This window comes from Rheinheimera salexigens (assembly GCF_001752395.1).
Classification (GTDB): Bacteria; Pseudomonadota; Gammaproteobacteria; order Enterobacterales; family Alteromonadaceae; genus Alishewanella; species Alishewanella salexigens.
Map to the genome: position 1 here is coordinate 3,357,704 of NZ_MKEK01000001.1, position 23,712 is coordinate 3,381,415.

Annotated in this window: 20 protein-coding genes and 1 tRNA gene; 10 read left to right on the plus strand and 11 right to left on the minus strand. The window is 43.0% G+C overall.

Annotated features, from left to right (window positions below; translation table 11 throughout):
• Nucleotides 1-6 precede the first annotated feature (6 nt).
• Nucleotides 7-3,783, plus strand: coding sequence for a bifunctional proline dehydrogenase/L-glutamate gamma-semialdehyde dehydrogenase PutA (gene putA / locus BI198_RS15500; RefSeq protein WP_070050409.1), 3,777 nt, complete (start codon nucleotides 7-9; stop codon nucleotides 3,781-3,783).
• Nucleotides 3,784-4,084: 301 nt separating this feature from the next.
• Entirely contained in the window at nucleotides 4,085-5,215 is a 1,131-nt protein-coding gene (locus BI198_RS15505; RefSeq protein WP_070050411.1) for an HD-GYP domain-containing protein, read from the plus strand.
• 54 nt (nucleotides 5,216-5,269) lie between these two features.
• Here the strand turns inward: BI198_RS15505 and BI198_RS15510 are convergent, their stop codons facing one another.
• Together BI198_RS15510 and BI198_RS15515 are read right to left on the minus strand one after the other, a co-directional pair.
• The gene (locus BI198_RS15510; protein ID WP_070050412.1) at nucleotides 5,270-6,106 is read right to left on the minus strand and encodes a general secretion pathway protein GspB; all 837 of its coding nucleotides are present in this window, start codon (nucleotides 6,104-6,106) and stop codon (nucleotides 5,270-5,272) included.
• Between the two features lie 42 nt (nucleotides 6,107-6,148).
• Nucleotides 6,149-7,072, minus strand: coding sequence for an ExeA family protein (locus tag BI198_RS15515; RefSeq protein ID WP_070050413.1), 924 nt, complete (start codon nucleotides 7,070-7,072; stop codon nucleotides 6,149-6,151).
• Between the two features lie 79 nt (nucleotides 7,073-7,151).
• Between BI198_RS15515 and BI198_RS15520 the strand changes: the two genes are divergently transcribed.
• The gene (locus BI198_RS15520; RefSeq protein WP_070050415.1) at nucleotides 7,152-8,390 is read left to right on the plus strand and encodes a multifunctional CCA addition/repair protein; all 1,239 of its coding nucleotides are present in this window, start codon (nucleotides 7,152-7,154) and stop codon (nucleotides 8,388-8,390) included.
• Between the two features lie 74 nt (nucleotides 8,391-8,464).
• On the opposite strand, the gene BI198_RS15525 is transcribed toward BI198_RS15520, so the two are convergent.
• The 3 genes from BI198_RS15525 to folB are packed head-to-tail and all read right to left on the minus strand — an operon-like array spanning nucleotide 8,465 to nucleotide 10,154.
• Nucleotides 8,465-9,265 (minus strand): undecaprenyl-diphosphate phosphatase, encoded by an 801-nt coding sequence (locus tag BI198_RS15525; protein ID WP_070050416.1) that lies wholly within the window; start codon nucleotides 9,263-9,265, stop codon nucleotides 8,465-8,467.
• A complete protein-coding gene (folK, locus tag BI198_RS15530) occupies nucleotides 9,262-9,756 on the minus strand; it encodes a 2-amino-4-hydroxy-6-hydroxymethyldihydropteridine diphosphokinase (protein ID WP_070050418.1) in 495 nt (164 codons plus the stop codon). Before folK ends, BI198_RS15525 begins: the two co-directional genes overlap by 4 nt.
• The gene (gene folB / locus BI198_RS15535; protein ID WP_070050420.1) at nucleotides 9,756-10,154 is read right to left on the minus strand and encodes a dihydroneopterin aldolase; all 399 of its coding nucleotides are present in this window, start codon (nucleotides 10,152-10,154) and stop codon (nucleotides 9,756-9,758) included. The genes folK and folB overlap by 1 nt, the downstream gene beginning before the upstream one ends.
• Before the next feature lie 137 nt (nucleotides 10,155-10,291).
• On the opposite strand from folB, the gene plsY reads away from it, so the two are divergent.
• Nucleotides 10,292-10,897 carry a glycerol-3-phosphate 1-O-acyltransferase PlsY gene (gene plsY, locus BI198_RS15540; RefSeq protein WP_070050422.1) on the plus strand — a complete coding sequence of 202 codons (606 nt, stop codon included), beginning with the start codon at nucleotides 10,292-10,294 and terminating at the stop codon, nucleotides 10,895-10,897.
• A gap of 62 nt (nucleotides 10,898-10,959) precedes the next feature.
• Here the strand turns inward: plsY and tsaD are convergent, their stop codons facing one another.
• Nucleotides 10,960-11,973 (minus strand): tRNA (adenosine(37)-N6)-threonylcarbamoyltransferase complex transferase subunit TsaD, encoded by a 1,014-nt coding sequence (gene tsaD, locus BI198_RS15545; protein ID WP_070050424.1) that lies wholly within the window; start codon nucleotides 11,971-11,973, stop codon nucleotides 10,960-10,962.
• A 179-nt stretch (nucleotides 11,974-12,152) separates the two neighbouring features.
• On the opposite strand from tsaD, the gene rpsU reads away from it, so the two are divergent.
• The 5 genes from rpsU to BI198_RS15570 all read left to right on the plus strand — a co-directional run bounded on the left by rpsU (nucleotide 12,153) and on the right by BI198_RS15570 (nucleotide 18,005).
• The gene (gene rpsU / locus BI198_RS15550) at nucleotides 12,153-12,368 is read left to right on the plus strand and encodes a 30S ribosomal protein S21 (RefSeq protein WP_027671378.1); all 216 of its coding nucleotides are present in this window, start codon (nucleotides 12,153-12,155) and stop codon (nucleotides 12,366-12,368) included.
• Between the two features lie 180 nt (nucleotides 12,369-12,548).
• Nucleotides 12,549-14,303, plus strand: a complete 1,755-nt coding sequence (gene dnaG, locus BI198_RS15555) for a DNA primase (protein WP_070050426.1) — start codon at nucleotides 12,549-12,551, stop codon at nucleotides 14,301-14,303.
• Nucleotides 14,304-14,388: 85 nt separating this feature from the next.
• Nucleotides 14,389-16,239: an RNA polymerase sigma factor RpoD gene (gene rpoD, locus BI198_RS15560; RefSeq protein WP_070050428.1), complete on the plus strand. Its 1,851-nt coding sequence runs from the start codon at nucleotides 14,389-14,391 to the stop codon at nucleotides 16,237-16,239.
• 321 nt (nucleotides 16,240-16,560) lie between these two features.
• A tRNA-Ile gene (locus tag BI198_RS15565) sits at nucleotides 16,561-16,637 on the plus strand.
• 702 nt (nucleotides 16,638-17,339) lie between these two features.
• Complete coding sequence (locus BI198_RS15570; RefSeq protein WP_070050430.1) at nucleotides 17,340-18,005, plus strand: peptidoglycan recognition protein family protein; 666 nt, start codon at nucleotides 17,340-17,342, stop codon at nucleotides 18,003-18,005.
• Between the two features lie 10 nt (nucleotides 18,006-18,015).
• Here the strand turns inward: BI198_RS15570 and BI198_RS15575 are convergent, their stop codons facing one another.
• Nucleotides 18,016-18,687 carry an alternative oxidase gene (locus BI198_RS15575; RefSeq protein WP_074467429.1) on the minus strand — a complete coding sequence of 224 codons (672 nt, stop codon included), beginning with the start codon at nucleotides 18,685-18,687 and terminating at the stop codon, nucleotides 18,016-18,018.
• Nucleotides 18,688-19,053: 366 nt separating this feature from the next.
• On the opposite strand from BI198_RS15575, the gene BI198_RS15580 reads away from it, so the two are divergent.
• Nucleotides 19,054-20,436 (plus strand): L-cystine transporter, encoded by a 1,383-nt coding sequence (locus BI198_RS15580; RefSeq protein WP_070050431.1) that lies wholly within the window; start codon nucleotides 19,054-19,056, stop codon nucleotides 20,434-20,436.
• Between the two features lie 93 nt (nucleotides 20,437-20,529).
• Here the strand turns inward: BI198_RS15580 and BI198_RS15585 are convergent, their stop codons facing one another.
• The 4 genes from BI198_RS15585 to BI198_RS15600 form a co-directional block, all read right to left on the minus strand.
• Nucleotides 20,530-20,739 carry a helix-turn-helix domain-containing protein gene (locus BI198_RS15585; protein ID WP_070050433.1) on the minus strand — a complete coding sequence of 70 codons (210 nt, stop codon included), beginning with the start codon at nucleotides 20,737-20,739 and terminating at the stop codon, nucleotides 20,530-20,532.
• 39 nt (nucleotides 20,740-20,778) lie between these two features.
• Nucleotides 20,779-21,387 (minus strand): hypothetical protein, encoded by a 609-nt coding sequence (locus BI198_RS15590; RefSeq protein ID WP_070050435.1) that lies wholly within the window; start codon nucleotides 21,385-21,387, stop codon nucleotides 20,779-20,781.
• 170 nt (nucleotides 21,388-21,557) lie between these two features.
• Nucleotides 21,558-22,736, minus strand: coding sequence for an ABC transporter permease (locus BI198_RS15595; protein ID WP_070050436.1), 1,179 nt, complete (start codon nucleotides 22,734-22,736; stop codon nucleotides 21,558-21,560).
• Complete coding sequence (locus BI198_RS15600; protein WP_070050438.1) at nucleotides 22,733-23,671, minus strand: ABC transporter ATP-binding protein; 939 nt, start codon at nucleotides 23,669-23,671, stop codon at nucleotides 22,733-22,735. Before BI198_RS15600 ends, BI198_RS15595 begins: the two co-directional genes overlap by 4 nt.
• Nucleotides 23,672-23,712 lie beyond the last annotated feature (41 nt).

The window sequence follows — 23,712 nt, forward strand, 5'->3', positions numbered from 1 at the left end:
AGTACTATGATGTTTAATGGTTCCCTGGTTGCTACCCAACCGCTGCGTCAAACTATCCGTAATTATTACCGCGCCGATGAAGATGAAGTGCTAAATTTTTTACTACCTATCGCTAATATTGGTGTTAATGCCCGCAGTAGAGCCTGGGAGCGTGCCCGCCAGCTAGTACTGAGTATTCGCCAAGCCCAAGTAGGTAAAGGTGGCGTCGATGCATTATTAAATGAATTCTCGTTATCGACCGAAGAAGGCTTAGTACTGATGTGCTTAGCCGAAGCTTTATTACGTGTGCCTGATAATATTACCGCTGACCGCCTAATCCGCGACAAATTAGCCAACGGTGATTGGGGCGCACATATTGGTAATAGTAAATCTATCTTCGTCAATATCTCTGCTTGGGGTTTATTGTTAACCGGTAAGTTAGTTAATTACAGTGATGAGCAGAAAAAGCAGCAGTTTAGTGTGCTTAAACGTACTTGTGGTCGCTTAGGTGAACCGGTTATTCGTCAAGCTGTACGTTATGCCATGCAAATTATGGGTGCGCAGTTTGTTATGGGCACTACCATTACTGCCGCACTTGAACGCGCTACAGAATTAGAAAGTAAAGGTTTTCGTTATTCATACGATATGCTAGGTGAAGGCGCACGGACCATGGCCGATGCTGATCGCTACTTTGCTAGCTATATGAATGCTATTGATACCATAGGTAAAGCCGCTAAAGGTCGTGGCCCGTTTAATAGCCCTGGCATCTCAGTTAAATTATCTGCTATTCATCCGCGCTATGAGTTCGCAAAACGCGAACGAGTGATGACAGAATTAGTACCTCGCTTAAAAGCCTTAGTCCTTGCTGCTAAAGCCTACGATATCAACTTTACTGTTGATGCTGAAGAAGCCGACCGCTTAGATTTATCCTTAGATATAATTGAAGCCGTATTTAGTGACCCCGATTTAGGTGAGTGGCAAGGCTTTGGCTTAGCCGTACAGGCTTATCAAAAACGCGGTTTCCACGTAATTGAATGGCTACGCGACTTAACCGTACGGGTTGGTCGTAAAATGATGGTTCGCTTAGTTAAAGGTGCGTACTGGGATAGCGAAATTAAAGTCTGCCAAGTCGAAGGTTTTGACGGTTTTCCGGTGTTTAGCCGTAAAGCGTCTACCGATGTGTCGTATCAAGCCTGTGCTAAAAAACTGTTAGAGTATCGCGATAGTATCTATCCGCAGTTTGCTACCCATAATGCTTACACTGTTGCCACGATTATGGAAATGACCAAAGACTATACCGGCTTTGAATTCCAATGCTTACACGGTATGGGCGATGCGTTATACGACACTATTGTTAATGAAGATAAAATTCCTTGCCGTATCTATGCCCCTGTTGGTGAACATGCCGACTTATTAGCCTATTTAGTGCGTCGTTTATTAGAAAATGGGGCTAACAGCTCATTTGTTAATAACATTATTGACGAAACCATACCGGTAGAATCACTACTGACCGATCCGGTAGAAATTGTTTCTGGCTGGCAACAAAAAACCAATCAGCTAATTCCACAGGCTGCCCATTTATATGGTGCAGAACGCCTAAACTCTAACGGTTTAGATCTAACCGACGCCGATGAAATTACTGCTGTTAAAGCGGCTATGGATCAATGGTTAACCTCTATTGAGAATTTGCCAGTACAAACTGATGCCACACCCGTAACAAACCCAGCGAATTTAGATGAGGTGATTGGTTATTTACAGTTCGCTGATGCAACCACCATGCAGCAGATTATCACTAATGCCGATGCCGCTTTTCAGCAATGGTCGCAAACAGATGTCACTGTAAGGGCAAATTTATTGCGCCGTATTGGCGACTCTTTAGAAACACACCGTGATGAACTATTAGCATTGTGTATTAAAGAGGCCGGCAAAACAGCATTAGATAGTATTGCTGAAGTTCGCGAAGCTATTGATTTTTGCCGTTATTATGCTGCCCGTGCTGAAGAGTTATTTGCAGAGCCACAGCAAGCGCGCGGCGTATTTTTATGTATTAGTCCGTGGAACTTCCCATTAGCCATTTTCTTAGGTCAAGTTGCCGCGGCTATAGTGGTGGGTAACACTGTTGTGGCTAAACCTGCCGAGCAAACCAGCTTAGTGGCAAAACGTACCTTAGAACTGATGCTTGAATGTGGCATGCCAGAACACGTGGTGCAACTTGTTATCGCTCCAGGTCGTGAAGTAGGTGAGCATATTGTGCCTGATCTGCGGATCCAAGGCGTTATGTTTACTGGCTCAACAGAAACCGGCTGCTGGATTGCCCGTAAATTAGCCGAGCGTGGTGGCGAACCCGTGCCTTTGATTGCTGAAACGGGCGGTCAAAACTGTATGATAGTTGACTCGACGGCTTTACCAGAGCAAGTGGTTGATGACGTTGTTTCTTCAGGCTTCCAAAGTGCCGGTCAACGTTGTTCAGCACTACGTGTATTGTTTTTACAAGAAGATGTAGCTGATAACATTATCACCATGCTTAAAGGTGCGATGGCCGAGTTAAAAGTAGCCGACCCAGCTAATTTAGACACTGATTTAGGCCCAGTTATTGATGCTAAAGCACATGATCGTTTAACTAATCATGTGCTGTATTTAAATGACAAAGCTACGTTACATTACAGCTGTGAAATCCCAGCGGGTAATAATCATTATTTCTTTGCACCGCATTTATATGAAATTAGTGATTTAACGGTACTCGAACGTGAAGTATTTGGCCCAGTAGTGCACATAATTCGCTTTAAAGCCGAAGATATAAATAAAGTTATTCAGCAGATAAACGCCACTGGATATGGTTTAACTATGGGCGTACATAGCCGCATAGAAAGCTTTACTAACCAAATCACTCGCGAAATAAAAGCCGGTAATATTTACGTTAACCGCAATATGATTGGCGCTGTTGTTGGCGTGCAACCTTTTGGTGGCCGTGCCTTATCGGGTACAGGTCCTAAAGCAGGTGGTCCGTTGTATTTAACGCGTTTAGTTAAAGATAACGACAACACAGATTGTGCTGAGTTATCGGACGAAACGCGGCAACGTTTATTAAGCGAAACCACCAGTAGTGCCGTTGCTTACGCTATGCCAGTGGCAGCAATAGCACAGGAGCAATGGGCACAAATTGATATTAACCAGCGCACCTCGGTATTACGCCAGTTTTTAGCTTTATTAGCCGCCAATAGCGTGGTCAGTAAAAATGAGCCCGATTTAGAGCAAATTTTAACTTTAGCCCAGAAAAAACTGCAACGGGTAGAGCGTGTGTTACTAAAGCCAACCACCTTACCTGGACCAACAGGTGAATCGAACCAATTGGTGTTAGATCCACGTGGTACTGTGGCTTTAATTCGCGATGAAACCAGCTCATTTCAGCATTGGTTACTGGCGATTATTACCGCTCTTGCCACCGGTAATGCGGTTATAACGGCAGTAGAAGAACAAGACTTATTAGAAGCAGAAGCTTGTATTAAAGCCTTGGTACAAGCTGGCATGCCGCTAAACTTAGTCTCAGCGGTACGTATTGACTGCTTAACCACTTTATTGGCTCACGTTGATTTAGCGGGCGCTATGGTTGAAGTAAGTAGTGCTGTAAAACCATTATGTGCTGAGTTACTTGCCAGCCGTGAAGGAGCAATATTACCGTTAATTACCGCTCCGGCTGGTACGCGTTTATTACAACGCTTAGTCACGGAAAAAACCATTACTATTAACACCACTGCCGCTGGTGGTAATGCGACGTTAATGACCATGGAAGAAAACCTAGCCTAAAGTTTGTTCCCAACTAGGCTATTAATAAAGCTGCCAAAATCAAATTGAATTTGGCAGCTTTTTTTTAAAATCCTACTGTATTTCGCTCTTTATAGCGCTGTCAGTCTCATACACTTAGAGTTAATCCCTGTCTAAATTACGTTCCCGCTAGGTAATAACGACTTTCTGTCTAAAATTATTTTACTCATTTCTTAACTTTATTGTGCATTTACCGCTAACGTTAGTATGATGTTAAGTGAAGTCGGTATTTATCGTTATATTATTAATAATTAACAATTAATAGACTACGTTTTGGCGGATTATGGCATTTAAACAAGTTCCTATCTCTGAGTTATCACCAGGAAGCTTTGTGGTACAAGTGCTACAGCAAAGCGGTGATATTGCTGTAAAACATGCCGGCTGGGTAAGAACCGCTTCGGCAGTTGCACTATTGCAAAAAAAAGGGGTACAAGTAGTACTAATCGACCCCAGCAAGCAATTAGCCGCCGCAATTAGCCCAATTACCGACAACACTGAACCAGCAATAGCAGAAGCGCCAGCTGATCCCATACTTTTTGCTGATGAAATGCCCCGAGCAGAACGGCTAATACAACAAAGCCAACAGGTACAAAGCCATGTTTTAGATGCAGCTAAACACGGCAAGATGATTGATCTTAGCTTAGTGCATGAAGTCAGTGCGGGCATCTCCGATTCTATTGCCCGTAATCAAGATGTGTTGTTATTTTTAATCCGCATGGCCGAGCAAAGTGATGCATTACTGCAACATAGTATCAATTGTGCCATCTACATTGCTGCTTTTGCGCGCCACCTAAACTTGCCAATTGATAAAGTGCAGGCATTAATTACGGCTGCGTTATTGCATGATATTGGTAAAGCAAGTTATGCCGAACCGTTGCAGCAAGCGGATCATTTAACCATTTCTAAAACGTTGAAATTACTGCAAAAACATCCACATTTAGCCGGTGTAGTCTCATTGTGGATCGGCCAGCATTGTGCCCACTTAGATGGCTCTGGTCATCCTAAAATGAGTAGTTTGCATATTGATCATGGCAGTAGGATGCTTGCGATTGTCAATAACTATGAAAAATTGACTTCGCCACAACAGGGTAAATTTGGCCCGCTAACGGCATCAAGACAATTATTACAACAATCACCTCAGCAATTAGACTCAACTTTATTACAGCAGTTTATTAAGTGTATTGGCATTTACCCACCGGGATCAGTGGTCAAATTAAGTAGTGGAAAGTTAGCATTAGTATTAGAAAATAATGTTAAAAAGCCATTATTACCTAAAGTAAAATTGTTTTATCACAGCGTCCACCAGCATCATATTCCGGTAAAAGTAGTCGATTTAGCCAAACAGCAAGATGAAACCATCGAGGCTTGTATAGATTTAAAACATTATAATTTAGATATTAAAAACTACCTTTAACTTCTATTCTTAACCCACTATTTAACCGCTAGCTATTTAACTGTGAGCATTTCTTTAACCCTGGGTCCAGCTTGATAATGCGGCCATACTAAATAGCGTATTGCCATATTCCAATAGCACAAATTGCGCGGTAATTTCTTTAATTTTAATATCTGCCGTGACCCATTGGTTTTCTTGTAAGGTTTTACCATTCACCTTTACCCAACGTTGCCGAGCTGCCGTAGCATAAACATGGGCTTCAAAAGCAATACTGGGTATGCTCTGCCTTATAGTAACTGCAAGCTCACTAACATCGGCAGCCGGCGCCTCGGTCAAGCTGCGAGTTGGCTTTGAATTGTGATTAGCATTATTATTTTCTGTTGCTCGCAACGCTGAAGAAAACTTATCACGCAGTGCAGCAGAAATCTCTACCTCTGTTGTTGCAGGTGTAGCTGCAGCTGTTGTTACGGGTGTTGTTACTGAATTTTTTTCTGGCGTAGGCGCGGTAACGGTCACTATCGCGGCCTGGGTTTTAAAACTGTCTGCTTTAAAACTGTCGGTTGTAACGGCTGGGGGTTTATTGGCTAAGGCGCTTATATTTTCTGCAGGCTTTTTTTGAGCTAAAGGCTCTGTGCTGATGTCTGCTGTTAGCTCTTGGCTAGCTAGTGCTGCCAATATTTGTTCAGGCTCCGCCTCTGCTGCGGGTATAGTCGTTGTAGCTAACGGTACTGATGTTGTTGTTGATGATGATGTTACTGCTGATTTTAATACTAAAAAGTAGCCGCCAGCAGCCCCTACCATTAAGGCCAACACTAAGCCTAATACTAGCGCTATAGTCCGCCAAAGATTGCTGTTTTGTGCTTCAGCCGGTCTGGGTTGTTGCTGTTTTAACGCATCCATTAGAATTGACATAGTGACCCTTGATAGTGACCCTTGATTGTTGCCGGTAGCTAATTATTTTTGTAACAGGGGTAACAGTATTACCGCTAAACTAAAGCCAAGCACTATAGCCGAACAACCTAGCAACGGCCAGAACCAACTGGGCAACTTAGCCTGCTGCACCGAATCAGTCAGAGGTAAAGTTTCACTGGCGGCGCGTAACACTAATTTCTCATTTACTAACGCTTGTTGTTGGCTATAAGCCGCTAGTAATGCTCTATCTGCCATTAAATTTACTAAGCGCGGAATACCGCCACTAAGTTGAAATAATTTTTTTATCGCGCTATTTGTAAAGATGGGCCGTTCACAACCTGCCACTTTTAAGCGATAACTTAAATACTGCTGTACTTCATGTTGATTAAGCGGCAACAAATGATAGCGCGCAGTAATACGCTGGGCTAGCTGGCGTAAATCATTGCGTTTTAGTAATTGCTGTAATTCTGGCTGACCAATTAATATGACCTGGAGTAATTTACGGGTATTGGTTTCTAAATTGGTTAGTAATCGAAGCTGTTCTAATACTGCGGGTTGTAAATGTTGGGCTTCATCAATAATCAGTAAGGTTTGTTTGTCTTGTTGATGATTCTTTAATAACCGAGTTTTAATTTTATCACCCAGTAGCTTTAAACTGGCATCCGACTTTTTATAACGGATTTTTAATTCATCACAAATAGCGGCTAATAACTCTAACTCCGATAACGTAGGATTAAGAATAAAGGCCACTTCAGCGCTATCATCTAACTCTTGTAATAAACAACGCGATACCGTGGTTTTACCGGTGCCAACCTCGCCGGTTAATAACACAAAGCCCCCCGCATCCCCTAGGCCATAGCGCAAATGCGCTAATGCCTCGGCGTGGCGCGGACTTAAATAGAGAAAATCTGGATTAGGCGCAATTGAAAAAGGTGCGCTGGTTAAGCCGAAAAATCCGGTATACATGCTGCTTCCTAGCGGTTAAGTCACTGCAATTTGTTACAACAACGCTATAATGGCAAAAAAATAGCTAACAGGAAAGCCAATGCAAATTTATCTGGTTGGGGGCGCAGTACGCGACACACTTTTAAACTATCCGTTCACTGAGCGTGATTGGGTGGTGGTCGGCGCAACGCCTCAACAGCTTTTAGATTTAGGCTACCAACAAGTTGGCAAAGATTTTCCGGTTTTTCTTCATCCTAAAACTAAAGAAGAATATGCACTGGCACGTACTGAGCGTAAAAATGGCCAAGGCTATACCGGCTTTGCCGTATATGCCGATCCCGATGTTACACTAGAACAAGATTTAATGCGTCGCGATCTGACTATAAACGCCATTGCCAAGCATCAAAATGGCCAGTTGGTTGACCCTTTTGGCGGCGTTAACGATATTAAAAACAAAGTATTACGCCATGTTTCCCCTGCTTTTAGTGAAGATCCGCTTCGGGTATTACGTGTCGCCCGCTTCTATGCTCGATATGCCCATTTAGGCTTTACCGTGGCCGACGAAACCTTAAATTTAATGCACGATATTAGCCAAAGCGGCGAGCTTAAGACTATTAGCCCTGAGCGTATTTGGGTTGAAACCGCCAAAGCTTTGCAAGAACGTACGCCTGACGCCTTTATTAGCGTATTACAGCAAACTTCAGCACTAGAGCAATTGATGCCTGAAGTTGCGGCATTATGGGGCGTGCCGCAACCTGAAAAATGGCATCCAGAAATTGATACCGGTATTCATACCTTACTAGTGTTACAGCAAGCCGCTAAACTAAGCCAACGGCTGGATATCCGCTTTGCGGCGGTTGTTCATGATGTCGGTAAAGGGGCTACTAATCCAGCAAACTGGCCTGCCCACCATGGCCACGATCACAGCGGTTTAAAATTAATTGAACAATTATGCCAACGTCTACGAGTGCCCAATGACTGTAAAGATTTAGCCTTACTGGTCTGCAAGTATCATCAAATTATTCACAACGCCCTTGAGCTAAAACCGGCCACCGTGCTTAAAATGTTTAATAGCATTGATTTATGGCGCAAGCCAGAGCGGTTAAATGCCATATTATTAGCATGTACCGCCGACTTACGTGGTCGCACTGGTTTTGAACAAGCGCAATATCCACAAGCGGAATACTTAACTTATTTAGCCAAGGCGGCAAGTAAAGTAAATGCTCAAGAAGTAATGGCAAAAGGTATTACTGGCGCCGATATTAAACCAGCCTTACAACAGCTGCGTTTAGAGGCGCTAACGCTGGCTAAACAACAATGGTCTGCTGAAGCGGGCTAGACGATAAGTCTTAGCTCCGGCCCAAACAGGCCATTGCACTTATAATTAAGTCTGTTTGTAAATGCCTTGCCGCATTAGACGCCGTTTAATACGGCAATTAATAATACCCCTAGCAATAAACGGTAAATAACAAACGGCAACATACCCATGCGATTTATCACTTTTAAAAACAAATGAATGCAAATTAAGGCACTAATAAAAGATAAGCCGGTGCCTAATAATATGGCATTCACATCGTAATTTGCCGGTGTAGAAAGCAACTTCAGGCCTTGATAACCACCGCTTAAAATAATAATCGGAATAGATAATAAAAACGAAAACCGCGCAGCACTAATTCGGTCTAAACCTAACATTAACGCAGCCGTCATCGTAATACCCGAGCGCGAGGTACCAGGTATTAACGCCACAGCTTGGGCAATACCAATTAATAATGCTTGGCGCCAGGTTAAGCTCTCCATAGTTTGAATTTGTTTTGCTTTAGCATCGGCAAACCACAGTGCTAAACCAAAAACGATAGTGGTAATAGCAATTACATAAGGCGAGCGTAAATACAGTTCGATTAAATCAGCAGCAAACAAGCCAGCTAAACCAGCGGGTATCGTGGCTAATATTACCCACCACGCTAGTTTGCTATCAGTACTATGTTGGCCACCTAACGACTTAACCCAACCCACGGTTAAATTGGCGATATCTTGACGAAAATATAACATCACCGCAAATAGGGTCCCGACATGCACGGCAACATCAAACACAATACCTTGATCTTGCCAACCAAAAATAGCAGACGGTAAAATAAGATGGGCAGAGGAAGAAATAGGTAAAAACTCGGTTATGCCTTGAATAATCGCAAGGATAATAACTTCTACTGTACTCACTGCAGATGACTCCAATCAAATGGCACTGGCCATAATTTTTGCGCTTTAGCATAGTTTTGCCATAACTCGGCATAGGTTTGCTGGGTAAGGGGATGAATTTGCTCAGGGGCAATTTCGGCTAATGGCCACAATACAAAGGCATTTTCAGTTATTTCTGCACGCGGCAATTGCACCGGTTGCTGACAAATTAACGAATCAAAAGTTAGCAAGTCTAAATCTAACGTTCGACCACTAAAGCGCTCAGCGGTACGATCGCGGCCATATTGGTCTTCAATGTGTTTAAACAGAGTTTTACACTCAGCTATAGATAACGTAGTCGTCGCACCGACCACTAAATTATAAAAACTATCGCCACTAAAACCAACCGCTTCACTTTCATAAACCGATGATAATTGCAAAGCACCTAAATGTTGCTGTAAGGCGCTTACACCTTGGCGAATATGATAGTCACGATTCATATTGCTACCCACGCTAATATAAATTAGCGCCATTAGCCGTTACCTCTTACGACGGCGATGTCCACAGTTTCACTGCATTCAGTAGCACTGCGGATAATAGTCACACCTACGGTTTGGGCATCCGATAATGCATCTGGTTTACAAACAGTGACTTTAACGCTGAGCGTAGCAAACTCAGTCAGTAACAAATTTGCAACTTGCTCGGCCACCGTTTCAATTAACTCAATCGGTTTAGCGGTAACAAATTGCTTTATGCGCTCTGCTATAATGGCGTAATCTAATGCCTGACGAATATCATCATTCGCCGCTGCAATACGAATATCGGTACTTAGCTCTAAATCGATTAATAAGCGCTGTTGAATATTTTTTTCCCATTCATAAACGCCAATTACCGTATTAATTTGTAGCTGTTTTATAAAAACTATGTCCATTTGGTTAATCCGCATTGCGTTATTTCTGGTTTCAGGTAGGCTGGTCGGATAGGTAAAAGCGTTAAAAGCCTATACTGTGCTAGCTGAAAAGCAAGTCGCAATCTTAACGTAAAAACTGGTGTTGAGGAACCGCATTAATGACCCCGCTGATAGGAATTATGCTGCTTGGTGCTTACTTGTGCGGTTCTATCTCGTCTGCAGTGCTGGTTAGTCAGTTGTTTGGTTTACCCGATCCTCGCAAACATGGTTCAGGTAATCCTGGTGCTACCAATGTATTACGCTTAGGCGGTAAGTTACCGGCTAGTTTAGTTTTAGTGTTTGATTTACTTAAAGGCACTATCCCTGTTTGGGGCTCATACTTTTTAAATATCGAACCTTTCTACCTTGGCTTAGTCGCTGTAAGCGCCTGTATCGGCCACATTTTCCCTATCTTTTTTGGTTTTGAAGGCGGCAAAGCCGTTGCTACTGCTTTTGGTGCCATGTTACCTATCGGCTTAGATTTAGGCGGTTTATTATTTGCCAGCTGGATATTATTAATTGGTATAACCGGCTATTCATCTTTAGCGGCCATTATTACGGTTAGTTTGGCCCCACTGTTCACTTGGTTTATTAAACCCCTGTATACCGTGCCGGTTTCTATGCTGAGCATTCTGATTATCTTGCGCCACCACGAAAACATCGTCCGCTTATGGCGTGGTAAAGAAAGCAAGGTATGGGATAAAACTAAACGCATTCGCGAATAGTTTCAGCTTTATGAAACATTTAGATTTTGCACTAAATCTTAAATAGTTAAATAGTTAAATAACTAAATTGGCGGCAAATCCTGCATCGGCCAACGCGGTGTTACGCCTATAGTTAAATCTTGCTGTTGGCCCGCGGCTAAGCGCTGATAACCGGCAAAAGCAATCATGGCGCCATTATCTGTGCAAAATTCTTTGCGCGGATAAAACACTTCACCGCCAAAACGGTTTAATAACAGCGTTAACTGCTCACGTAAAGACGTATTGGCACTGACACCGCCGGCAATCACTAAGCGTTTGTAACCCGTTTGCTCTAACGCGCGTTTGCATTTAATGACTAAGGTATCCACCACCGCTTGTTGAAATGACGCTGCAATATTCGCCTGCACTTCTGGGCTATTACCTTCTTTAGCAATCACATTAGCAGCAGAGGTTTTTAAACCACTAAAGCTAAAATCTAAGCCAGGTCTGTCAGTCATGGGGCGTGGAAAACGATATTTTTTGGCATCGCCTTGCAGGGCTAATTTCGCCAATAATGGCCCACCTGGATATTCTAAACCCATTAACTTAGCCGTTTTATCAAAGGCTTCACCGGCTGCATCGTCAATAGATTCGCCCAGTAATTGATACTGACCAATGCCTTCAACCGCCACTAATTGGGTATGGCCGCCAGAGACTAATAAAGCTAGAAATGGAAACCCTGGCGCATTCTCTTCTAGCATAGGCGCTAATAAGTGCCCTTCCATATGATGCACTGCTAATGCTGGTTTTTGCCATGCCATAGCTAACGAGCGGCCTATAGTGGCGCCAACTAATAAGGCTCCGGCTAAGCCAGGGCCTGCAGTATAAGCCACGCCATCAATGCTAGCAGCATCACAATTAGCCTCTGCTAACGCTTGTTTAATTAACGGAATGGTTTTACGAATATGATCACGAGAAGCAAGCTCAGGCACCACGCCGCCATAATCAGCGTGAATAGGAATTTGGCTATAAAGTACATGGCTGAGTAAACCTTGCTCACCATCATAAATAGCAATACCGGTCTCATCGCAAGAAGTTTCGATACCTAAAACTCGCATCTGTGTCTCAAATTGGGTAAAATAGCCGTATATTATATCGTTTCTACCGCTATAGAGCTAGAGATCAGATTTAGATCGCAGAATCCCTTTACATCGCCCCGCCTTTTTGCGTAAAATGCTGCACCATTTTTAATACTATTGGTTCAATGATAACCAATTTGGCCTGAGGTGAGAATTTAATGCCTGTAGTTAAAGTAAAAGAGAACGAACCGTTTGACGTAGCATTACGTCGTTTCAAACGCTCATGTGAAAAAGCTGGCGTTTTAGCAGACGTACGTGCAAAAGAATTCTACGAGAAGCCTACTTGGATCCGTAAGCGTAAAAAAGCTGCAGCAGTTAAGCGTCATGCTAAAAAACTGTCACGCGAAAACGCACGTCGTATCAAGCTTTACTAAGATCTGCTTAGTTAAAAGCTGCGCGAACCTTACTAATTAAGACTTTTTAAGTCTTCTTTTAAAGTAATCTTTTTAAATAAAGCTTACTTTAAAGTAAAATAGTATCGCACAAGCCGACATCTGCATACCGTGCTCGCAAGGCACGGTTTGTCTTTTTCTGAATAACTGTGAAGGAAAAAGGTGGCCGGACAAATCCCAAGACAATTTATCGATGACTTACTAGCCCGCACCGATATAGTCGAACTTATAGATCACCGTGTACCGTTAAAAAAAACCGGTAGGAATTATGCCGCCTGTTGCCCATTCCATAGCGAAAAATCACCGTCTTTTACCGTAAGCCCAGATAAACAGTTTTATCATTGTTTTGGCTGTGGTGCTAACGGCAATGCTATAAGCTTTTTGATGGAATTTGAGCAACTTGAGTTTGTTGAAAGTATTGAGGAATTAGCCCAGCTACATCATCTTGAAATTCCTCGAGAACAAAGTATTCATCCGCAACGCCCAGCAGCCCAAGCCGATGATTACAGTTTAATGCAGCAAGCAGCTGACTACTATCAACAACAGTTACAACAACATCCTGATAGCCCTAGCGTCAAAGACTATTTAGCTCAACGTGGTATTAACCAGCAAACGATGGCTGATTTTGCTATTGGCTATGCACCTGATGGCTGGGACAATATATTAAAACGGCTTAGCCCAAGTAATAACAAGCCACTACGCGAACAACTGGTTGAACTACGTTTAATTAATCGCAGTGATAGCGGCCGTGAATACGATTTTTTCCGCCAGCGTTTAATGTTCCCTATCCGAGATCGTCGCGGCCGAGTTATTGCTTTTGGTGGTCGTATTTTAGGTGATGGCACACCCAAATATTTAAATTCACCTGAAACCCGATTATTCCATAAAGGCCGTGAATTATATGGCTTATATGAAGCGCGGCAACAACCAGGACATTTAGAGCAAGTCTTGGTGGTTGAAGGCTATATGGATGTGGTTGCGTTAGCAGAGCAAGATATTCGCTTTGCTGTAGCCTGCTTAGGCACTGCGACTACTAGCGACCATATGCACACTTTATTTCGTTACACGCCAAGAGTGGTATGTTGTTATGACGGCGACCGTGCCGGTTTAGATGCCGCATGGCGCGCACTACAAAGTGCCCTGCCGCAACTAAAAGACGGTGTAGAGTTAAATTTTGTATTTTTACCCCAAGGTGAAGATCCGGATTCTTTAGTGCAAAAAGAAGGCAAAACTGCCTTTTTACAGCGTATTACTGATGCCGTACCGCTAACCCAATATTTTTTCCAGCGCTTAATCCAAGAACACAATCCAGCTACTGATGCCGGAAAATCAGCGCTATCAGTGCAAGCGACTGAGTTAATTAAACAAATTCCTAGTGAGTTTTATCGAGAAACGCTGTTAGATAAGCTCGCTAACTTGTTGGGACAAACCCGGCAGCAGCAAAAAAAATCGACAACTAAAGCAGCGAATAAACTAAAACCTGCTAAAATTAAAATCACGCCAATGCGCCGAGCCATTGGTTTATTGCTGCAGTACCCCAACTTAGTAAATATAATGCCAGATGCACCTGAACTGGCACACAGTAATATCCCTGGTATAGGCTTATTACTTTCTTTACAACAAAGACTGCAACAGCAGCCGTCACTGACAACAGCGCAATTATTAGAACACTGGCGAGATTTACCTGAACATAATATTTTGCTAAAACTGGCGTCATGGCAGCACCAAATTGAACCTGAACAGTTGTCACAAGAGTTTGTAGACACTTTTCACTCAATTGAAGACCAATATCTACAACAAAGGCTTGAAGCCCTTGAACGCAAAGACAAGCTAGAACAGCTGTCAAAAGTAGAGTGGCACGAATACAAATTACTGTTACAAGCGCTGAAAAGCAAAAAACCAAAGCTTGCGACCTAATGCTGCTGGCTAGAAAAGCCGCAGTTTGCTATAATCACTAGTTCGCAATTTTACATTAATCAACATTGGTGGAAGATACGTCTCTATGGATCAAAATCCTCAGTCGCAGTTAAAACTCCTGATCGTGAAAGGTAAAGAGCAAGGTTATCTAACGTTTGCTGAAGTTAACGATCACCTTCCACAAGATATTATTGATTCGGATCAGATTGAAGACATAATCCGCATGATCAACGACATGGGCATTCAAGTATTTGAAAGTGCCCCTGATGCCGATGACTTAATCATGGCCGATGCCAATACTGATGAAGATGCAGTTGAAGAAGCCGCTCAAGCATTAGTTAGCGTTGACAAAGAACTGGGCCGCACAACCGATCCTGTTCGCATGTACATGCGTGAAATGGGTACAGTAGAACTGTTAACCCGTGAAGGCGAAATTGTTATCGCCAAGCGCATTGAAGAAGGTATCAACACTGTCCAGTCTTCAGTTGCAGAATACCCAGAAGCTATTACTTACCTACTAGAACAGTGGGATAAATACGAAGCTGAAGAAATTCGTTTAAGTGACATCGTTATCGGTTTCATTGATCCTAATGAAATTGAAGATGCGCCTATTGTTGGTACTAATATTGGTTCTGAAGTACCACAGAATAAGCGTGACGACAAAGATAAAGACGATGACGACGAAGAAGAGGAAGAAGAAGAGGAAGAAGAAGAAGCGGATACCGGTCCAGATCCAGAGTTAGCGCGTGAAAAATTCACTGAACTTCGCGATCAGTATGAAGTAACTCGACGCTCTATTGAGAAAAATGGCCGCGAACACGCGACAACTAAAACCGAAATCGAAGCATTAAGTGAAGTCTTCCGTTGTTTCCGTTTAGTACCAAAACAGTTTGATCGCTTAGTTAAAAGTATGCGCGAAATGATGGGCCGCGTGCGTGTACAAGAGCGTTTAATCTTAAAAAATTGTGTTGAATACGCAAAAATGCCGAAAAAAGCCTTCGTTAAGGCCTTTACCGGTTCAGAATCATCAACTGCTTGGTTAGATGCCGAATTAGCGGCAGGTAAACCCTATTCAGCTAAACTAGATGAAATGCAGGAAGATTTATTCCGCAGCATCGACAAGCTGAAAAAAGTTGAAGAAGAAACCGGTTTAAGTATCGCAAGCATTAAAGATATCAACCGTCGTATGTCAATCGGTGAAGCGAAAGCGCGCCGGGCGAAAAAAGAAATGGTCGAAGCAAACTTACGTTTGGTTATTTCTATCGCTAAAAAATATACCAACCGCGGCTTACAGTTCTTAGATTTAATCCAAGAAGGTAACATCGGCTTAATGAAGGCCGTAGATAAGTTTGAATACCGTCGTGGTTATAAGTTCTCAACTTATGCTACTTGGTGGATACGTCAAGCTATCACGCGCTCAATCGCTGACCAAGCACGCACTATCCGTATTCCAGTGCACATGATTGAAACCATTAACAAGCTAAACCGTATTTCACGGCAAATGCTGCAAGAAATGGGACGCGAAGCGACACCTGAAGAATTATCAGAGCGGATGTTAATGCCTGAAGATAAAATTCTGAAAGTGTTAAAAATCGCTAAAGAGCCTATTTCAATGGAAACCCCTATCGGTGATGACGACGATTCACATTTAGGTGACTTTATTGAAGATGCTGGCGGCGAGTCACCATTAGACTCAGCAACCATCGAAAGCTTGAAAAACGCCACTAACGATGTACTTGCCGGCTTAACCGCTCGCGAAGCAAAAGTACTACGTATGCGTTTTGGTATTGATATGAATACCGACCATACGTTAGAAGAAGTGGGCAAGCAATTCGACGTTACCCGTGAGCGTATTCGTCAAATTGAAGCTAAAGCGTTACGTAAGTTACGCCACCCTTCTCGTTCAGAAGTATTAAAAAGCTTCTTAGACGAATAAAAGCAGTGCAAATAAAGGCGCCAAACGGCGCCTTTATTATTTATTTATCACTAAAGCTTAAAAAGTAAGCAGTTAAGCCACATTAACCCCACAAGTCAGATGACAAAGCAGTGAAAAGTTTTTATACTGCCCTCGCTTTAATAAAAGCGCAGAAAAAAGTTTCACATGGCCCCATAGCTCAGTTGGCTGAGGGTCGGTCATCGTAAGATGATGAGGGGTGACTTAACGTCACGCCGAAAGACACAAAGGCGAGACCGTGGATGGTCGAGCCGGAACAATGCTACAGGACGTACCTTAGCAGATGTACAAAAAGTTTCACATGGCCCCATAGCTCAGTTGGTTAGAGCGCTCGACTCATAATCGATCGGTCCCTGGTTCGAGTCCAGGTGGGGCCACCATTCTTAAAGTCTTTTTGCTTTACCTACTTTCTGAAAATAGCCCGATTCTACCTCTACGCTACCGATATCCTAACGAAATATTTAGCATTCTTTCAAGAAAAACTCTAAAACTGCTTGTGTACTTCCTTACGCCACTGACATACATAAAATATTTCTATATCAGATAGGTTTATGATGAGTTTTGATGACAATAAGGATGAGGCAAATCAGTTTTCCCTCAAGCTAACTTGTAAAGCTTTTTCGCCATTTTCAATTTTTCTTTCCTTTTGAAATCCAGGCACGATTGTTAGTCAAATATATAGCTACTTCAGGATTCTGGAGTCATTTTCAGAACAGCTCTAAATTCGTCGCTCATCGCTTGCCCTACAAGTGAACTATGAATGGACAATTTAGCTATACTAGGGCCCATTGAAAGTATATTCTTTCTGTAGAGGTCCCAAGCTGGCCAGACACGGCCAGCACGAGCATAGATTTGCTCTCACCATCGGTAATCCCCCTAACAAATAATTGAACCACTACACCTGCCTCCTTAATGACCATAGACAAAAGTGGTGATGGCTAAGATAAATCCTCCACTAGGCACGATAATATTTAGAGTTAAAATGATTGCTCTTTTGTCTTCTAAGCAGCGACAACATTTCCATGTTATAAACGCTTAAGCACGAATTCCACCGAGCATTATGGTCACAAGGAATATTTATAATGAAAAAACTACTATTATGTTTGCTGGGATCAATCTCGCCTTTATATGCTGGCGACAGTATGCCTGACGGTTTAGTGATTATTCAAAAGCCTATTATTTTTGATGAGATGCGTAAGGCTTTAACCTTGCAGTATATGCAACAACACTATGGCATGGTGCAGGACGAGCCCGTTATTGATCCAAAGATGGTGGTGGTACACTGGACGGTAATCCCAACTTTTGAGCAAACCTTCGCGGCGTTTAACCCGCCGGAATTGCCCGCTGCGCGCGATGGCATTCGGGCCGGTGGTAATTTAAATGTGTCCAGCCAGTTTGTGATTGACCGGGATGGTACCGTTTACCAGTTAATGCCGGAAACTACCATGGCTCGCCACACTATTGGCATTAATTACACCGCCATTGGTATTGAAAATATTGCTGACGGCAATAGCCTGCCAATGACTGAGGCGCAATTAGCCGCTAATACCAAACTGATTACTTATTTAGCGGGCAAGTATCCGATAAAGTATGTGCTTGGCCACAGCGAGTACCACAGGTTTCGGGATACCGACTGGTGGAAAGAGACAGACGCCAACTATTTTACTGAAAAGAATGACCCCGATATTGCGTTTATGCAACGGCTGCGCAGCAGCCTAAGCGCACTGTCGCTTAAGCCGCTACCCTAATGGCTGGCCGCTAATTATTTGCCAACTGATTAGCAAAATCGTGATTGACATCGCGATGGCCGGCTTCATCGGCCCGCACAACAATAATAACGTCGCGCAGGCGGGCATCGGCCGGCAGCTGCCAGTAATCGATAGCAACCTGCGGTGCCGGAATGTTGTCGAGGGCGCCGCTGTCAACTTCCTGCAGATAACAGCTGTAACTGTATACGGCTTCTTCTTCGAAGTAGCCAACTAGGCGGTGCGCTGTTTTCGCCGAAATAATATATAGCAGTAAAAAACCACTAAAAAAGAAACCTTGAGCTAATAAAATTAGCAACCGCTCAAACCAACTTGGTTTGGCAATTTCGATAAAAGTCATCAAGTGCATACGCTCATTTTCCGCTTCATCCAGCAAAGTGCGGATCCAGCCGTTGTCGTCTTCCATCCGACGTAAGCTACGCATATGACGCAACATACCGGCAACCATACCAGGCACTCCTGCTACCGTTTCTAAAATAACTGCCCTATGGCCATAGCGTTTAGCAAAAAAAGTATCAGCGCAAAAGCGTAGCATTTTAGTCAGACGAAAAGCGATGCGATCGGAGATATTGGCAGGCGTGTGGTGTGAGGCTAATGGATCATCGGTACTGTTGGCGTTGTTGCTGGCGTTAACGTTTTTAGTCTTGTTTTCAGGTTCAGACATCGGTAGCTCTCTTAGTAAACAGGATGGTTTCCACGATGGCAGCACTATGCTTAACCCTAGCTGATTCTAGCCATTCACCTATTGGCAAATGATCTGGTTCACCCACTCCATAAACGGGAGTTGTCGCAAAGTTGCTTGGGGTATAGCTCATATACATAGTTGCTAAGGTGATGAGACTCGCTGAGCTTTTGTCTATTACACCTAACATGAAAAGTTTTTTCAGTATTTATTATGTTATACAAAAATGAGAAAGTCGTCTGGTCAATACATAACTATTTCATCTAACTCATAGCGAAAGCGTATTTTCTTATTGCGCTACAAAGAGCTAGAGTATCCCGTTACATTATTGTTTCTTAAGAGGATGCTATGTCGCTTGCTGTATTGTTAATGTTGGCGTTGTTTGTTGGCTTACTGTTCGCGATTTATTGGTATTCGCAAAAAAATCACACCTTATCTCGCACTGTTTTATTTGGTTTGATACTGGGTAGTGTATTTGGCTTGCTGTTACAGTTTTTATTTGCCGAACAACCACAAGTGATCAAGGATGTCTTAGGCTGGGTGGCTGTTGTAGGCCAAGGCTATGTTGGGCTATTAAAAATGCTCATTATGCCTTTAGTATTGATATTTATGATTGCCGCGGTGGTTAAGCTTGAAGACCAAGGCTCGTTAGGTAAAATTTCTTTCGTCAGCATTTCGATTTTACTGTTTACCACAGCCATTGCGGCTCTGGTGGGTATAGCAGTCACTTATGGTTTTGATCTTAGTATTGATGGTTTAGTGGCCGGCACACGCGAAGCGGCACAGATGACCACCTTGCAAAGCAGAGCCGCTACGGTAGCCGATTTAACTGTGCCACAGATGCTGCTGAGTTTTATTCCGCAAAATCCATTTGCCGATCTAAGTAACCTGCGTTCAACCTCGATTATTGCTGTAGTAATTTTTGGTGTGTTGGTAGGCATAGCTGCTCGCAAAGTAATGCAGGAGCGGTCCGAACTTGCTACTCCTATTCGTACGGCTGTTAACGCCTTACAAGCCACAGTGATGAGTTTAGTGAAAATGGTCATTGCCTTAACGCCTTATGGTGTTGCAGGCCTTATGACGAGTGTTGTGGCTAAATCGAGTAGTAACGATATTTTTAACTTGCTGGCATTTATTGTCGCTTCTTATGTCGCCATTTTAATTATGTTTATGGTACATGGCTTGTTGCTTAGCTTAGTTGGCGTCAACCCAAAACAATATTTTACAAAGATTTGGCCAGTATTAACCTTTGCGTTTAGCTCGCGCAGTTCGGCAGCGTCAATACCGATGAATATTGATGTTCAAGTCAATCAACTTAAAGTGCCGCCTGCTATTGCGAACTTATCGGCCTCTTTTGGTGCCACTATTGGCCAAAATGGCTGTGCCGGTATCTACCCTGCTATGCTAGCCGTCATGGTGGCACCGAGTGTTGGCATTGACCCGATGACTTTTGAATTTATCGCTTCGTTAGTGGGTATTGTTGTCATTAGCTCTTTTGGTATTGCTGGAGTCGGTGGTGGTGCCACGTTTGCCGCGTTAGTGGTATTACCGACAATGGGCCTACCAATCGAAATTGTCGCGTTATTAATTTCAATAGAGCCTTTAATTGATATGGCTCGTACAGCTTTAAATGTGTCGGGTTCAATGACCTCAGGTGTTATCACCAGCAAGTTAATCGGCCCGTCGCAACAAGAGCAGCCGCTACCGACAGCAGCTCTAACTCAAGATTAAGCACAGGCTAAAACGGGCAAATATTGAGAAGCTATTCATTTAGTTTTAAATGTTTTAGTCAGTATTTGCCCTGTTAGGTTTTCAACCAAACGTCTACTCTGTTGGTTCGTAGACGAGTATGTCACCTGGCTGACAACCCAATACTTGGCAAATAGCCTCTAATGTACTGAAACGAATAGCTTTAACTTTGCCATTCTTTAGCAGCGATAAATTTGTCATTGAAACATTTACTCGCATTGAAAGCTCAGTTAATGACATCTTATTTTTCGCCAGCTCAACGTCAAGATTAATTCTAATGGACATGGATAATTCGCCCCGATTTTGTTGGCTTTAGTGGCTCAGTTAGACAATTTCAACACTATGGTCGTTACGAAAAAACTGGATAGCAACCAACGCCATCAGTATCGGGAAAAGCACAATATTTGCTGCTGCGAACACAACTGTAAGCTGTAAAATACACATGACTAATAAACCGAAAGCAAATGCTTTCATAATATTACTCAGTTCACTCAAGCGGGTTAAAAATGCCACGGCAAGGATAAACGCAACAACAGCGTAGAAAAATAGTAAGCTTAAACTGATTACCACTCCCCAACTCATCCAAGCTTCACTATTGCTAGTTACCATGCCGCTAGCAAGCAAAATATCAATAATAACCGTGCTATGGAATACAGCAATAACGGCAGCCATAATCAGTAATAATATTGCTGAAAGTCCACCATTGAGTTGTTCACGACACAGTTTATAAAGACCGATATAAACGATTATTTCAAGTAGGCCGATAATAACAAACAGCGCATCCCAGCCATTTAACGTTAAAAAATCATCAGCAATTAATTCGGCACTATTGGTGCTAAAGATAGCGCCAAAAGCGTAAATCCAATAGATAGGAAACAATACAGCTAAACTAGCTGCAGCTATACCGGCTAAAACATTTGATTTTGACATCATGACTCTCTCCTTGGCGACATTAACAGTGCTTACACCTATTAATTTAAGCGAGAAAGCATCATTTATCAATAAATATTTTATGATAAACGTAAAATATATGGGATTTGACAGACCTGCCCCTGTTTAAATGGTATGAAAATAGGATCAGGCCTTTAGATATCCTTGCTGTTTTAATCCGCCTTATTGCTAAGTGCCCAACGGACAATCTGGCTCCACGATGGTTCTTTACCATACTGCTGCATACCGCGTAAAAATACCCGCCCTGCAACACGGCGCATCCACCACACTGTCGCCAGTAGTAATAACAACGACAATACCGGTTGCCACCAAGCTATATCCACCATCGACATTTTTACCGGCATCGCGGCAAAAGATGTTAACGGTAAAAAGCTCAGTAGCGTCATGCCCCAGCCAGCGGGACTGTCTATTACTAAGTAGGTGAATACCATTGGCAGCCAAGTAAGCAACATAACTGCGCTTTTACCACTATTATTGGGATCGTCAATAGACGCGGCAATCGCGCCCATAAAGCTTGCGCATAACACCACGCCAAGCAGCGCAAAAGGCAGCAGCCAAAATATCACGCTAAAATCCAACCAGCCTAAATTCAGTCCTTTTTTCGTAAACATGCTTACTACAACAATGCTCATCAGCATGATTAACCCCGAAGTTAGCATGGCTTTTAATGCGCTGAAGCTATGACCCAACACTTTGCCATCCATCCACTGCTGTGGGGTTAAAATAGCGTATAACTGCTCGGTTACCCGCTGCTGCTTTTCTCCGGTAATACTGGTCAGCATATGGCCAAAGGCGGTAGTTAAGCCAACAAATAACAAGATCAATAAGCCCATGGCGACCTTTTTTTCGGGCCTGTCTTTACCTTTGTAAGAGGGATCTAGATATTGAGTATTAATGCTTAGCGGTTGCTCCAGTTGGGCATATTGCGCATCGTCAAGCCCCATCTCGTTAGCTGCGCGCTTACGATAATGCTGCTGTAGTACCTGCTCTAACTGGGTTAACCACTTTTTACCGGTCAAAGTATGAATACTAACACCCGCATCTTGTTTACTTAGCACTGCATGCCAAGAGTTATCACTTTGCATCTGGGTTAATTGGGTATCAAAACTAATGCTTGGTCGCTGAAACTGAAACTGCTCAGTGTTTTCAATATTAAAGTCAGCGGGCACGGCGATACGATATTGCTGCTGGCTTTCATCAGTAAAAAAGCTCCACAATACTATTGCACCTAATATACCCAGCATAAGTAAATAGGACACGAGTTGCTGCTTCCATTTAAAAAAACGCAAAAACTCCCAGCGAGCAACCAATAAACTTTGGCGTGAAATCATACCGACACCTCCGACTTATATTGCTGATGCTTAGCCATTGCCGCTAAATATAACTGATGTAGGTCCGCCACTTGCATTTCTACCTGAGTTAACTCTGCTAGTTGTAATAGTTGCTGTAAGCAGTCCGATACACTAACGCTATCAGTAAGTGTTAGTAGCCATTGGTGAGGATTTAGCGCTGCAACCGTTGCCAAAGATTCAAGCTGCTGTAACTGGTGTAAGCTTAACTCTGTGCTAAAACCGACTTTCATCTGTCGTTGGCACTGGCTTTGGTCGCGAATGCTTTGCAAAGTGCCCGCTAATATTACCTGGCCCTGTGCCATTAACAGCATATGATCGGCAAGCTTTTCCACCAATGCCATCTGGTGGGCGCTTAAAATAACAGTCATGCCGCGCGCTTTTAATTGTTGTAAAAAATCGACCACTTTTTCTTGGTTAACCGGATCTAGTCCAGAAAAAGGTTCATCTAAAATGACCAGCGCGGGGCGATGTAACACTGCGGCGATAAGTTGTACTTTTTGCTGATTACCCTTAGACAGCTGCTTTAACTCATCATGCCTACGGTCTGTAAGTTCAAACACCGCCAGCCAATCATTCATTTCAATAAGTGCCGCCGCTTTAGATAAACCGTGCAACTGCGCTAAATATAGTAGGTTTTTTTCAATGCTTTTATCTGGATACAAGCCACGGTCTTCTGGCAAATAGCCCAATAAACGCCGTGGTACATGATCATAATGTTGATCTTGATAACTAATCATAATGCTACCGTTGTCGGGCTTAGTCATCCCGACCAACATACGAATAATGGATGATTTACCGGCACCATTAGGCCCTAATAGCGCAAAAATTTCACCGCTGTTAATTTGAAAACTTACCTGCTGTACAGCTTGTACCTTACTGTAAGCCTTACTAATTGCGGTAACAATCAACTGCATTCAGACACCCTGCTTATTAATTTATCGTTATAGTAGTGTAT

Coding starts and splice junctions, on each gene's coding strand:
- BI198_RS15520 (WP_070050415.1), top strand. CDS start 7,152: ATGCAAATTTATCTGGTTGGGGGCGCAGTACGCGACACACTTTTAAAC.
- rpsU (WP_027671378.1), top strand. CDS start 12,153: ATGCCTGTAGTTAAAGTAAAAGAGAACGAACCGTTTGACGTAGCATTA.
- BI198_RS15580 (WP_070050431.1), top strand. CDS start 19,054: ATGTCGCTTGCTGTATTGTTAATGTTGGCGTTGTTTGTTGGCTTACTG.
- BI198_RS15575 (WP_074467429.1), bottom strand. CDS start 18,687: ATGTCTGAACCTGAAAACAAGACTAAAAACGTTAACGCCAGCAACAAC.
- tsaD (WP_070050424.1), bottom strand. CDS start 11,973: ATGCGAGTTTTAGGTATCGAAACTTCTTGCGATGAGACCGGTATTGCT.
- BI198_RS15510 (WP_070050412.1), bottom strand. CDS start 6,106: ATGTCAATTCTAATGGATGCGTTAAAACAGCAACAACCCAGACCGGCT.
- BI198_RS15505 (WP_070050411.1), top strand. CDS start 4,085: ATGGCATTTAAACAAGTTCCTATCTCTGAGTTATCACCAGGAAGCTTT.
- BI198_RS15570 (WP_070050430.1), top strand. CDS start 17,340: ATGAAAAAACTACTATTATGTTTGCTGGGATCAATCTCGCCTTTATAT.
- BI198_RS15515 (WP_070050413.1), bottom strand. CDS start 7,072: ATGTATACCGGATTTTTCGGCTTAACCAGCGCACCTTTTTCAATTGCG.
- folB (WP_070050420.1), bottom strand. CDS start 10,154: ATGGACATAGTTTTTATAAAACAGCTACAAATTAATACGGTAATTGGC.
- putA (WP_070050409.1), top strand. CDS start 7: ATGATGTTTAATGGTTCCCTGGTTGCTACCCAACCGCTGCGTCAAACT.
- BI198_RS15595 (WP_070050436.1), bottom strand. CDS start 22,736: ATGATTTCACGCCAAAGTTTATTGGTTGCTCGCTGGGAGTTTTTGCGT.
- plsY (WP_070050422.1), top strand. CDS start 10,292: ATGACCCCGCTGATAGGAATTATGCTGCTTGGTGCTTACTTGTGCGGT.
- BI198_RS15585 (WP_070050433.1), bottom strand. CDS start 20,739: ATGTCCATTAGAATTAATCTTGACGTTGAGCTGGCGAAAAATAAGATG.
- BI198_RS15600 (WP_070050438.1), bottom strand. CDS start 23,671: ATGCAGTTGATTGTTACCGCAATTAGTAAGGCTTACAGTAAGGTACAA.
- rpoD (WP_070050428.1), top strand. CDS start 14,389: ATGGATCAAAATCCTCAGTCGCAGTTAAAACTCCTGATCGTGAAAGGT.
- BI198_RS15590 (WP_070050435.1), bottom strand. CDS start 21,387: ATGATGTCAAAATCAAATGTTTTAGCCGGTATAGCTGCAGCTAGTTTA.
- folK (WP_070050418.1), bottom strand. CDS start 9,756: ATGGCGCTAATTTATATTAGCGTGGGTAGCAATATGAATCGTGACTAT.